Annotated in this window: 10 protein-coding genes and 3 pseudogenes; 6 read left to right on the top strand and 7 right to left on the bottom strand. The window is 55.8% G+C overall.

Annotated features, from left to right (window positions below):
• Positions 1-92 precede the first annotated feature (92 nt).
• Positions 93-524 (bottom strand): GFA family protein, encoded by a 432-nt coding sequence (locus LOY33_RS14805; RefSeq protein WP_012051932.1) that lies wholly within the window; start codon positions 522-524, stop codon positions 93-95.
• A gap of 41 nt (positions 525-565) precedes the next feature.
• Here LOY33_RS14805 and LOY33_RS14800 point away from each other — a divergent pair, with 41 nt between their 5' ends.
• Entirely contained in the window at positions 566-1522 is a 957-nt protein-coding gene (locus LOY33_RS14800; protein WP_078480192.1) for a LysR family transcriptional regulator, read from the top strand.
• Positions 1523-1665: 143 nt separating this feature from the next.
• Here LOY33_RS14800 and LOY33_RS14795 read toward each other — a convergent pair.
• Positions 1666-2337, bottom strand: a pseudogene (locus LOY33_RS14795) (GNAT family N-acetyltransferase); the annotation flags it as partial.
• Positions 2338-2948: 611 nt separating this feature from the next.
• On the opposite strand from LOY33_RS14795, the gene LOY33_RS14790 reads away from it, so the two are divergent.
• The 5 genes and pseudogenes from LOY33_RS14790 to LOY33_RS14770 form a co-directional block, all read left to right on the top strand.
• Positions 2949-3491 carry a redoxin domain-containing protein gene (locus LOY33_RS14790; RefSeq protein WP_258659205.1) on the top strand — a complete coding sequence of 181 codons (543 nt, stop codon included), beginning with the start codon at positions 2949-2951 and terminating at the stop codon, positions 3489-3491.
• A gap of 11 nt (positions 3492-3502) precedes the next feature.
• Positions 3503-4042 carry a thioredoxin domain-containing protein gene (locus LOY33_RS14785; protein ID WP_012051936.1) on the top strand — a complete coding sequence of 180 codons (540 nt, stop codon included), beginning with the start codon at positions 3503-3505 and terminating at the stop codon, positions 4040-4042.
• Between the two features lie 98 nt (positions 4043-4140).
• A complete protein-coding gene (locus tag LOY33_RS14780) occupies positions 4141-5241 on the top strand; it encodes a low temperature requirement protein A (RefSeq protein WP_258659201.1) in 1101 nt (366 codons plus the stop codon).
• Positions 5242-5469: 228 nt separating this feature from the next.
• Positions 5470-5772 carry a putative quinol monooxygenase gene (locus tag LOY33_RS14775; protein ID WP_043862987.1) on the top strand — a complete coding sequence of 101 codons (303 nt, stop codon included), beginning with the start codon at positions 5470-5472 and terminating at the stop codon, positions 5770-5772.
• 194 nt (positions 5773-5966) lie between these two features.
• Positions 5967-6149, top strand: a pseudogene (locus LOY33_RS14770) (potassium transporter); the annotation flags it as partial.
• 38 nt (positions 6150-6187) lie between these two features.
• Here the strand turns inward: LOY33_RS14770 and LOY33_RS14765 are convergent.
• The 5 genes and pseudogenes from LOY33_RS14765 to LOY33_RS14745 form a co-directional block, all read right to left on the bottom strand.
• Positions 6188-7171 carry an LLM class oxidoreductase gene (locus LOY33_RS14765; RefSeq protein ID WP_043862986.1) on the bottom strand — a complete coding sequence of 328 codons (984 nt, stop codon included), beginning with the start codon at positions 7169-7171 and terminating at the stop codon, positions 6188-6190.
• Positions 7172-7583: 412 nt separating this feature from the next.
• Entirely contained in the window at positions 7584-8150 is a 567-nt protein-coding gene (locus tag LOY33_RS14760; protein WP_123752480.1) for a hypothetical protein, read from the bottom strand.
• Between the two features lie 197 nt (positions 8151-8347).
• Entirely contained in the window at positions 8348-8980 is a 633-nt protein-coding gene (locus tag LOY33_RS14755; RefSeq protein WP_258659197.1) for a hypothetical protein, read from the bottom strand.
• A gap of 250 nt (positions 8981-9230) precedes the next feature.
• Positions 9231-9804: pseudogene (locus LOY33_RS14750) on the bottom strand (adenylate kinase).
• Positions 9805-9921: 117 nt separating this feature from the next.
• Positions 9922-12096, bottom strand: a complete 2175-nt coding sequence (locus LOY33_RS14745) for a TonB-dependent siderophore receptor (RefSeq protein WP_258659194.1) — start codon at positions 12094-12096, stop codon at positions 9922-9924.
• Positions 12097-12237 lie beyond the last annotated feature (141 nt).

The following is a 12237-nucleotide window of genomic DNA, read 5'->3' as shown; positions in this document are numbered from 1 at the left end:
TGAAAGACCGCTTACGACCCAAAGCGGACGTAGTCAACCCTGATAATTTGCCGCTCGGCGAGCGACATCTTCACTTATGGAAGAGCAAGCTCTTACCCTAATGCGGCGGCAAATGCTTCTGGCGTGGGGCTCTCCTGCCATTGTGCGATTGCTCCCGGCAGCACCAGCCATGGCTGCTTGCGCCGAGTCCAGATATGCGCAACCGGCTCGAAGCGCTCAGCCCCTTCCAGGATGCCGGCCCGTACCACTCGCATGCCGGGTGCTGCCGTCGTCTCGTTGAACAGCCGGGTATGACATGTACCGCAGGCATGTTGGGTAGACGTTTGACCTTGGTGTTCATGCTCAAAGATCGCCGTTTCGCCAGACACCTGAACAGCCGAAGCCGCGCTCAGCATGTGCAGACCAAACGCACTGCCGCTCCAGCGCTGGCAGTTCAAACAGTGGCAGGCATACAGCGGCGGCAATTGCCGCGCCACGATCTCAAGGGTGACTTGCCCACATCGGCACTGACCGGTGATTCTCATGCGTTAGTTCCTTACAATGACGCCCGGAAAAATGTGGGCGAATGATCGCTTTTCACGGGCTCTGGCAGAAGATCAAATTAGGAGCAACTGTTGGCCAAGAATGTATGAGCGGTATTGAATGGGAAAGCCAGCGTGTATTTCTCGCCGTGTTGCGCTCTGGTAGCCTGAGCGGCGCGGCGAAGCTGCTGGGTATCGCCCAGGCCACTGCGCGCCGGCGCCTCGACTGTCTTGAACACGCTCTCGGTGTGAGTCTGTTCACCCGCACACCTCAAGGACTGACGCCTACTGCCGGAGCGCAGCGCCTGATCGAACATGTGGAGGCCATGGATCTGGCCGCGCAAACCTTCAACCGCATGGCCAGCTCTGAAGCGTCGATGGATCACGGTACAGTCCGGCTGACCTGTGGCGAGTTGCTTGGCGTCGAAGTCTTGCCCGACCTGCTGCGCCCTTTCCATTACGAACACGTCGGACTCAAACTTGAGCTGAGCATAAGCGATGCCCTTGAAGACATCGCCAGGCTGCAATCGGATATTGCGGTGCGGCTGATGCGGCCCAATGAAGCGGATATCACGGTGCGGCGTGTCGGCAGTTTGCAGATTGGCATCCATGCCAGTGCCGGGTGCCTGGAGCGCTACGGTAACCCAACCTCCCTGCTGTCGCTGCGCCAGCGACCGCTGATCGGGCCAGACAGACGCTCAGCGGATTTGCGTCGGTTTATCGACTCTGGTCTGTGCGATGCCGACCAGCATTTCGCCATTGCCTCCGATCATCACCTTGCTCAGCTGGCCGCTCTGAGAGCGGGCTTAGGCTTCGGGCTCTGCCCGACTCAAATCGCAAAATCGCACCGACTGGTACATGTGCTACCACACGATTTTGGCTTTGAGGTTGAGGTGTGGATCGCAATGCACAATGACCTGCGCAAAATTAACAGGATCGCTCAGGCGTTCGAGGTTCTTGGAGAGCAGTTACATCAGTATCTATGCTTAGCCGATCAGTGAGCAGCGTAGGTCGTGGCATCCACTGCTTTGTCTAAACGGCTGCAATGGGTCGAAAGCCGCCGCTCCGGACTGACCGCTCCCGACCCATTGCAGCCGTTCAGCACTGGCAGATTTCGATCCCTCGCGGCCAGTGCTCCCGACACTTACAGTTCCCGAGCCCAAGTCTGGCTGACGAGGTCTTTTCCGAAGCTGTGTACCTGTTCTTCTTCGACCAAATGGAAACCTGCTTTCTGATAGAGCTTTCGGGCATCGACAAGCACACTGGTTGTCCAGAGGATCATGTGCTTGTAGCCCGCGAGCCGCGCAAACCGAATACTCTCTTCCAGCAACCGATTGCCGATTCCCATGCCCCTGGCGCTCGCGTCAACGTAGAGCATCCGCAGCTTGGCGGTCGTCTGGTCATGTTTGACGACAAAGACCGAACCGATAACTGTGCCCTCTTTTTCCGCGATCCAGCATCGCTCGCAGGACGGGTCGAACTCACGAAGGTAGTTGGCGACGATTTCCGCCACCAGCGCTTCGAACTCCATATTCCAACCGTATTCGCGGGCATAGAGTTGCGCTTGTTGCTGAACAACGATACCCATATCGCCCGCTTGTGAATCGCGCAGGATGTAGGAATGATCACCGTCGCCCAATTGAGTCTGGATCTGTCTCATGGCTTGGATCAATTGTTCTTGCTGGCGCTCAGGCAAGCCTTGCAACATCAACACGACTTCTTCACGAGCGGCTTGCTCCAGCGAGGCCAGCACCTGACGACCTGGCTCGGTGAGCTGGATTTGAGAGGCTCGGGCGTCGATTGCCGACCGAGCTTTGCTGTGATATTCGCGCCTTTATCAGCCAGGTGTTACGCCAGCGAAGCGCCCACGATGCCGGCACTAATGACAACGACTCGTTTGTCCAGAGCATTTCCCATAGCAACCTTCATTCTGTAGACCTGAAGGCGGTTTCAGTGTCTGCCTCTGGTCGATTTCTGCTTGTCGTAAGGGGCAGCAGTTGTCGTCCAGAAAGCAGATGTAAATTTGTCTGAAGTGGCGAAATAGCTGCCAAAATCATCGTGTTAAAACGCCGCCTGAAATGGCAGCAAGATAAGCGCGTGAGTGTTGTTGGCACTGGAGGGTAGCGAAAAATCGTTCAGCTACTACGGTAAGCGTCATCAACGACTATAGTCATTGGTGAGCCAGAGCGAATCTGACCATTCCCCTGCCAACCTGGCCTAATCCAATTCCGCGATTACACGGCGGATCTTCTTGTGTTCCTTGATGCGGAACGTGAACGTTTCGCTGCCGAAATCACTCAGGCTCAGGCTGAGATCGAGGTAGCGTTGTCTTTTTTTGAACCCCTTGATGGTGGATGGAGTTATCCCGCCGGGCACGTCGCATCCCACTGAGCACGTCCCAACCACCCATCTATCAAGGTTCAAGTTATGAATACTTTAGAGTTCGATGATGCACAAAAAACCAATGGCGACCGGGTTCAGGGGCCGCTGCCGGCCGGCACTGTCGCGCCCGACTTCACTCTTCAAGCAACCCCTGATCAACAGTTGTCGCTGCGTGAGCTAAAGGGAAATACCGTGATATTGGCGTTTTATCCCGCTGACTGGACTTCGGTGTGTGGTGACCAACTGACTTTGTCCAACCAGTTGCTACCCACATTCAGAGAATACGGTGCGGCGCTACTGGGTATCTCGGTTGACAGCGCCTGGTGTCATCAGGCCTTTGCCAAAGATCGGAATTTTCACTTCAGCCTGCTGGCCGATTTCGAGCCCAAAGGGGCTGTGGCACGACAGTATGGAGCGTACGAGTCCCAGCTCGGGGTTTGTAAGCGTGCGCTGTTCGTGATTGACAAGGACGGGATGGTTGCCTGGAGCTACGTCTCCCCGATGGCAATCAACCCTGGTGCGGACGGTATTCTGGATGCGCTGGATGCTTTGGCGAATTCGCCACAAAGCACGCCAACCAAAAATTAACAGGTGATTAGATGGCCACTCTCAAAGTCCCGGTAAGTGCCGACGACCATCGCCAGGGAAGTGCGCATGCCAAGGTCACCTTGGTCGAATTTGGCGACTATGAATGTCCCTATTGCGGTGAAGCTTATTGGATGGTCAAGAATCTGCAACAGCATTTTCGCGATGACTTGCTGTTTGTGTTCCGTAACTTCCCTCTGACCACCGCTCACCCCCATGCATTGGGTGCAGCGGTCACCGCTGAGTATGCCGGGAGTCGAGGATTCTTCTGGGAGGCCCACGACGGATTGTACGAAAATCAGGATCGATTGGGCCTGCCGCTGTATCGCGCCATCGTTCTCAAACACGGCCTTTCCAGGGAGGAATTCGATCTTGCAATGCAAGAGGATACTTACATTCCCAAAATACAAGCCGATTTCAATGGCGGTGTACGCAGCGGCGTGAATGGCACCCCAGCGTTTTACATTGACGGGCTTCGGTATGACGGAGTTCCAGAGTTCATCGGGATGAGTCAGATGATTGAGCTTTTGTTAGTGCGTGGACGAAATCGCTAGAGAGCCAAATCGGCTTGGCATCACCCACATCGGAGCCGGGGAAAAACCAACGTTAGCTTCCTTTTACATTAAAGAGGTGGGCACGGAGCCGGCAACTAATGAAATCTTTGAAGTATTATGAAGAAAATCGACACGCCACATGGTTGGAGTTGTTTTTTGACCTGACTTTCGTTGTTACGATAGGTCAAGTTACGCACACTCTCGGACATGTTCATGATGGGCACTTTGAACATAAGCAATTATGGACATTCTTACTGCTTTTTGTGCCGTTGTGGTGGATCTGGTCCAGTCACACGATTTATTCCAACAGGTTCGATACAGACAGCAATCTTCACCGTTTGGCAACATTATTCATAATGCTCCTGCTCATTGTGCTATCGGCACGGATCGGGGAAGACTTGGAAGTGAACTACCCGCTCATTATTGTCTGCTATTTTGGTATACGTGCAACCATCAGTGTTATGTATATTTCATCCATTAGTAAACTCGATTCTCGCGGCGAGCTTTCCTCAAGGCTTGGCTTCGCCCTATTAGTTAGCGCAGTTATTAGCCTTTCATCCGTTATTTTTGACCCGCCCTTGCGTTACCTTGTTGCTTATATTGGGATTGTTCTTGATATTCTGTTTCCTGTATTTTTCTGGACTAAACTAAAACCGTTGCCAGCACACACAGAGCACTTGGTTGAGCGCATAGGCCTACTCACCCTAATCTTATTGGGGGAGTCAATTATTAGCCTTTCCGGAGGCTTATCTAACATTCAATGGGGTTATTATAATGTGATGGCGGCCATCACCGGATTTATCATGATTTGCAGTATCTGGTGGATCTATTTTGATAGTTTTTACTTGCTGAACAAACATCAAAGCAGGATGAGTGGGCACGCCTTAATCTACTCGCACCTTTTTCTTTTTATGGGGCTGGCACTTCTGGCAAATTTGATTAGGCATGCGATCCTGAACGACATTGCGATACGCGATTTCCAGATTATGTCGATCACCGGCATGGCCTTGTTTTTCCTAGGTAAGCAATATGGCTACTTCATAGCCGTGAGTAGAATAAGGAAATACATCCTACAAAACACGTTGATAGTGTTTTCTTTGGGCGGGTTAGTCGTGTTTTTACCCCGCGTCGAGTACATATTGGTCGGCCTGACAGCAACCATGATCTCTTATGTTTTTCTAAATTTCAGATATCGTTGAATCATCATTATCAGACCAGAGGGTGGGACCAAGTGAGCAAGTGGCTGACTTGCGGTTACATGCTGCCCACTACGTCGTTCTCGCTGCTCGTGCGCTACTCGCCGCTACCCTTGGTCTATTTGGGTTTGTAATCCTGGTATCGTCGACCATAGTTAAGAGTCTCGGATGCCCCTCTTAGCTATCGCGATCTGATAGCGCCAGCCGCATCGTAACAACAGGAGCCACATCATGGTCAAAGTAGCGTTGTTCGTTCGCCTAAAAGCAAAACCCGGGAAAGAAAAGGATGTAGAGAGCTTTCTTTTGGGTGGCCTTCGGTTAGTGGAGGAGGAGCCAGCCACTACAGCCTGGTTTGGAATCCGCTTGGGGCCGTCCACCTTTGGCATCTTTGACGCATTCCCGGATGAAGCGGGCCGGCAGGCTCATCTTTCGGGCAAGGTCGCGGCGGCGCTTATGGCAAACGCTGCCGAGCTATTTGCCGAACCGCCATCAATCGAGAAGGTTGACGTCCTTGCGGCCAAGCTACCCAGCTAAGCAAACCCAATAGGAAGCTCCAGTCAGTACTGGGAGGCCCACGATGTATTTTGTGAAAATCAGGATAGCCTGGGCCTGCTGCTGTTCCGGGCGGTGATCAATCAAAACACTTGTATTGAAGATAAATGTCATGGCTAAAGTGCCGTGTCCAGGATTCATGCCATGCTTGCGCGCTCGGTATAAGTGAAAGGATACGCGCGCAAATCGTGTCCAGGGACGGCGTGGAAGCCGCACAGAATCTGCAAGGCAACGTGCTCATCACGGGTTTAGGCTGGGTAGGGTAGATTGTTTGCCGGGCACCGGTCGCTCATGGCGCGAAGATCTCCATCATTGATATAGAACCGGAGGTCATCCGCGCCGTGACACCTTATGGTTTCGCCAAGTGAGCATTCGTCGGCGTAGCAGTGACCGATGTTCAATGAGCTGCCTGACGCGGCTGCACTCCGAACTGCGCAACGATGTGCGTACCCAATTCCTCAATAACTTCCACCGCAGGGCGCTTGCCGTATTTGAGATTGAGAATGACGTGGTCCACGCCGATTTCCTCAAGCGACTCCAGCAAAAAACGTAGATGGTAACGTCCAAGTCTGAACCCCAAATGGATACGTGTGGGTGGCGTTGACGGATTCTCATCGAGATCGATGTACAGCGACTGAGTAAAGGGCTTATACACAGAACCACATTGTTTCGTGACCTCCAGTCGCCAATCTTCCACGACCAGCCGCTGCATGTTCGGAATGCGTGGATAGTTGATCCATCCGTTGCTCTCACGCGCGATCCAATCCAGTGACTGGCGACTGTTGCCGGTCACGAGCATTGGAATGAATTGGGTGGTCGGTTTCGGAATCAGGTCTGCGCCTTGCATTTCACCAGTGCTCCAGTGGATGGGCTCAAAACTGGTGCTGTGGGCGCGGCGAATCACTTCGTAGTGTTCTCGAAAGATCTCTCCACGCCTTTCGGGATCGACGCCAAATGCCGAAAACTCCACTGGCCGATCTCCCGAAGCAACCCCCAGAATCAAGCGACCAGTGCTCAACTGATCTACGCTGGCAGACGCCTTGGCCGTGTGCAGGGGATGGTGCAGCGGGATGGCGATGGAGGCGGTGCCAAGTGCAATCTCCGAGGTATGGGCGGCCATATAACCCAGGTAAACCCAGGGGTCGAAGACTTGGCCGACATCGCCGAAGCCAGGGTCGCGAAGCGGCACGTCGCGAAACCAGAGCGCGCAGAAGCCCAGCGCCTCGGCTTGTTTAGCCAGTGTGACCTGGTTGAGCATGCTCGGAGTGTCCCCGTCGAACGCCTCCATGGGAAAGAATAATCCAAGGCTCAAATGCCCCTGAGTGAAGGTTCGGCTGAACCCTCGATGCTGCTGGTAAGGAATCGTGCTCGGCCGATACATACGGATTGACCTCATGGCAGAACGTGAACAGCGCCCCCGTTTCCAGAGGTGCTGCGGCATCGGTCGCTTTTGAACGGCAGGTGGGGGGACTGGGTCTGGCTTTTACCCGTTGCGCCGTACTGCTGGTCGTGTGGACCGGACTCAGGGGGCAGTTGCTGGCGATAGGCGCGGGTTGGTCCGGGTGGGTGTTAAGCGGACGGTCAAAGGAAGTCAGATCTCTCGGCTCTATACCACCAGATGGGCAAGGCGTTCGAGGAATCATTCTATAAGCGTAGGCGGTTTTGCAGCTCTCCGCCATATTCTTACAATCGAGCCGCTGGTGGGCGAAAGTCGCGTATCGAAGGCAGTTATCGGTCGTTTCCTGCCATTCCAGAACGGCCGCTATTGGCCGATAGCGGTCAGCCAACGTGTCTCAAAAGGGATCGAGCCGTGCGTCGATGCCAGCCTGCTTAGCCAGCGAGATCAGGTTTTCGACGCAATCTTGCTCAATGATGCAACCCACATAATCGGCGCCGCCTGTATCCACATGCAGAAAGCGCTTCCCGAACCCGGTCAGCCATTGATCGAAATCGATCAGCACTTGCATCAGTGATGGCGTCTCTTCCAGCTTGTAGGCATAAATCTGGTCAATGCCGCTGGCTTCAATCAGTTTCGGTGCCAGGTACTTGAAATCATCGAAGCCGTGCACGTCCACGGCCATTAGAACCAGATTATTGAGTAACTGGCCTTTATCAGCGTCCAAAAGACCACTGACCAACGCGGTGGCCGGGTCTTCACCTAGGTTGTAATAGCGCGACACCCTTCTCACGAGACGCGCACGTTCCTTTTCAGGCAGCCGCGCCAACAGGGCCTGGGTGAACGTTTTCAGTTGCGCACCGAATGGATAAAGCTCACGCATAATCGCGGCATCGCTCAACCTTGGTTCATCGGGTGGGGGTTGTGTGAAGCGATCGCCGAACAATCGACTGAACAAGCCCATCGCCGTTTATTCTCCTTGGTGGGTAAAGCCTCTGGCGCGAAGCTTACCCCAGCGGTTCGATGACGGCGAATAGGGTCAGGGTTGACATCTATTCAGTCTACGTGTGGCAGCAATCGACCCATAGCAGCCATTCACGAAGGGCCGCATTCGGCCAATGCCGCAGCAGTGGGCCGCAGCATGAGTGCGAAGTCCTTTAATTACTCGACCTTTTTACCTGGCAATGGGGCCGTATGAATTTCGTCAAACATAGCGGTTGCCACTGAAGCAGCATAAACAATGTATTTCACATCACTTTCTTTGCTCTTGACTTCATAGATTTCACAAAGAAGACTTTTGTTGTTCTTGGGCAACGCTGCAGGCGACCAGGATGAAGGGCTCTTGAAGTTATACTCAGGGCCTTTGTACATTAAGGATTTTATGCCAACAACGGTACGCTTGTATTTTTGTCTGTCAGGTCTTTTGGAATTTTCATAGTCGCCTATAAATGATCCTAAAGAACCGGAGACAACATCTATGCACTCCTTGTCTAGCGCGGTCCCATAATCAGCAGCCGCGTAGGTTCCAACGCTGCCATGGTTGGAATAGAATTTTTGACGGGGCGTCAATTTCTCTTCTGGCTGCTTGGGTTTATATTCATCACCCTCGAAATAGTATTCGATGTACCCTCGCGAAATATCCACCCTGTTGTATATTTTTCTCTTTTCTATCACGTCTTCAAAAGTGTACCAGCGATGCTCAATTAGTGTGTGCTCGACGTCTAGCCCGCTCGCCATCACTTTTAAAGAAAGCACGGAGCCGAACAGGATATATGCAATGTTGATACTTTTCATGAGCTCGCCCAGGGCATGGTTTTTTAAAGTTTACTTGATTCTAGCCAGTGCACGATAGAGTTGTAAATTTATCTAATAGCAAAATCAACACACTGGATCATGATCGACAGGTAGACCAGCGCATCTTCGATGCTTGATGTCTTGGCGCACGCAAAACCGGGGAGTGTGATTGCCGTGGCAACACACGGGGCAGCGCCTGTCGCTGGAGCATACCCCCCGGACAAGCCGTATGGCCTTACTGGCCGAACGCCTACCGGGTACCCGCCAGGCCTCGATGGCCAGTGGTGTGCGGGCCTTGCGCCACGGCACGCAGGGTGTGCGCCAGCATGTCTTCAGCGCTGCGCTCACCGTCGACTCGCAGGACGGGCGCTGTCTGCCTTGAAAGCCACGCCTCGTGCCGCACACGGCTTCGGCTGGAAAACGCCGGGTCGTCATACTGGGAAGCCCATTCGCGAAAGGCCAGGTGAATGGCATGCATGTCGCCACCGGGCGCGATGCGATTGCCAAAGCGCTGCTGTTCTCGTGCTGCCAGTCGTTCCAGGCGAACAGGTGTCGGCGTGATCACGAACACGATCAGGTCGACATGCGCGATCAGCGCATCACCCCAGCCATCGAACGAGCCGGTCAGTACCCAGCCCTGATCACCGAGTGCCTGTTCGATCAGGCAGACGTTCGGCGGGTGGTCGCTTGGTAGTGAAGGGCGGGTTGGTGGGCAGCCAGTAGAAGTCATCGACATCGACATGCCGCAGGTTCAGCGAGCAGGCCAGGTTGTGACCCAGGGTGGTCACGCCGGCACAGGAGGCGCCGGTAATGTCGATACGCATTGTTCTGTTCATGCGCCATCCTACCCCGGCGGTCTGTCAGGGCGAAGCGCTCCGGCGCGTCAGCCCGGGTGGCGTTGGTGCGGGTCACGACACGGCGCATCCCTGCGCCACTTCACATCAGAAACTGTACTTGGCCGTGAGCATCATGTTGCGCGGTGTGCCGTAGGTGTCGCCGCCGTAGCTGGTCGAGTTGGAGATGGACGAGTAGTACTTGCGGTCGAACACGTTGTTGGCGTTGAGCTGCAGGTCCAGGTTGCGGGTCAGCCGGTAGCCGGCCATCAGATCGGTGACGGCGTAGCCACCCTGTTCCAGGCGATAGCTGCCACCGTTGGCCAGCGCCACGTCGTTGTACAGGCGGCTCTGCCACGACACGTTGCCACCCACGCGCAGTTTCTCCAGCGGGCCCTGGAAGCGGTAGGTGGTGGTCAGCTTGAACAGGTGCTCGGGCGTGTCGGTGTCAAAGCGCTGGTTGACGTTCTGCGGGTTGGCGGCGTCCTTGAGGGTGTGCACGCGGGCATAGGTGTAGCCACCGCCCACCTGCCAGTTCTCGGTCAGCGCACCCTGCAGCTCGAAGTCGATACCCTGGCTGCGGATCTCGCCCGAGGCCTCGTAGCATTCGGTCTGCGGGCAGTTCGGCACGAACACCTGCACCGCGCGGTTTTCCTGGTCGATGCGAAACAGCGCCAGGCTGGCGTTGAGCGCACCCTCGAAGTACTCGCCCTTGATGCCCACCTCGTAGTTCTTGCCCACGATCGGCTTGACCGGGGTGCCGGAGGTGCCCTTGCTGCTCTGCGGGGTGAAGATGTCGCTGTAGCTGACGTAGACCGAGTGATGCTCGTCCAGGTCATAGATCAGCCCGGCATAGCGGGTGACGTTGCGGGTGACCTTGTAGTCGCCGTCGCCATCGCGGTTGTCGTAGTCATACCAGTCCAGGCGCCCGCCCAGGATCAGCTTGAGCGGGTCGGCCAGGCTCAGGCGGGTGGTCAGGTACACGCCGTCCTGGGTGGTCACTTCGCGGCTGTTGCCGGTGTGGGTGAAGTTCGGCTTGCCGGCATCGATCGGCCAGTTGGGGTCGTAGGGGGCATAGTTGTGGGTGGTCATGTCGTAGATGCGCTTGCTGGCACCCACCACCAGTTCATGGGTGCGCCCCAGCGCCTCGAAGGGCCCGCTGACAAAGGCATCCACGCCGGCCTGGTTTTCATCGTGGGCCGACTGGTACACGGTGCGTGCCAGCGTGTTGTTGACCCAGCGCGACTGGTACGAGCCGGAGAACAGCGCGTTCTGCTCGGAATAGTTGGCGTTGACCTGCAGCTTCCAGTCGTTGGCCAGGCGCTGGCGTACCTCGGCAAAGACGGTGTTGATCTCCTGGTCCTTGTTCTCCCAGGGGGTACCTGGGTTGTACGAGCGCGGCAGGTTCAGGTGATGGCCGTCCAGGCCGATCATCGAGGCGCCCCAGAAGTAGTTGGTCTTGTCCTTCTGGTTGGAGAAGCCGAGGGTCAGGGTGGTGGCGTCGCTCAGGTCCGCCTCGGTGATGGCGTAGAACAGGCCGTGGGTCTCTTCCACGCCATCGACGAAGCTGTTGCTGTCGCGGTAGGACGTCACCACCCGACCGCGCAGGGTGCCGCTGTCGTTGAGCGGGCTGGAGGCATCGACCTCGCCGCGGTAGTCGTCCCAGCTGCCGGCCGCACCGGTGAGAGTGACCTTCTGTTCGGCCAGCGGGCGCTTGCGCACCAGGTTGATGGCAGCCGAAGGGTTGCCCGCGCCGGTCACCAGCCCGGTGGCGCCGCGCACCACCTCCACCCGGTCGAACATCGCCAGGTTCGGCTGGGCGCCCACGGTCCAGCCCTGGTAGCCACTGGGGATGCCGTCGTACATCAGGTTGTCGATATCGAAACCGCGCGCCGAATACGTCTGCCGGCCAGGGCCGCTGGAGAAGTCGAGGAACAGCCCCGGGGTGGCCTTGACCACGTCGTTGATGCTGGTCATGGCCTGGTCGTCCATGCGCTGGCGGGTAATCACGGTAACGGCCTGGGGCGTTTCGCGCAGGGTCAGCGGCAGCTTGGTCGCGGTCGACATGGCGCCGGTGGTGTATGACTGGGTGCCTTCGGTGGTACTGCCCAGTTGAGTGTTGAGGATTTCGGTGGCGCCCAGCTCCAGGGTCGCAGCCTTGGCTGGCTGCGGTGTCGCAGAGCTGTCATCGGCCAGGGCGGGGGTCAGGGTGGCCATGCAGATGGCCATGGCCAACAGATTGCGGGGCAGGCCGGAGCAATGCGGCGGGGTAGGGCGCGACATGAAGGGTTCCAGTGGTAGTGATAAATATAATACATATGAGAATCGTTACCAAATGATGTGTCAAGGTGTGTCGCAATAAATAGCGGCGTTCTGGCCGATGCCGCGTCCTCTGCTAGGTTTCTAACCATCACCTTTTGTCAC

Source organism: Pseudomonas sp. B21-036 (assembly GCF_024748925.1).
GTDB classification, from domain to species: Bacteria; Pseudomonadota; Gammaproteobacteria; order Pseudomonadales; family Pseudomonadaceae; genus Aquipseudomonas; species Aquipseudomonas palmensis.
The sequence above is the reverse complement of the archived record's forward strand: the minus strand, read 5'-3'. Positions and strand labels throughout refer to the sequence as shown.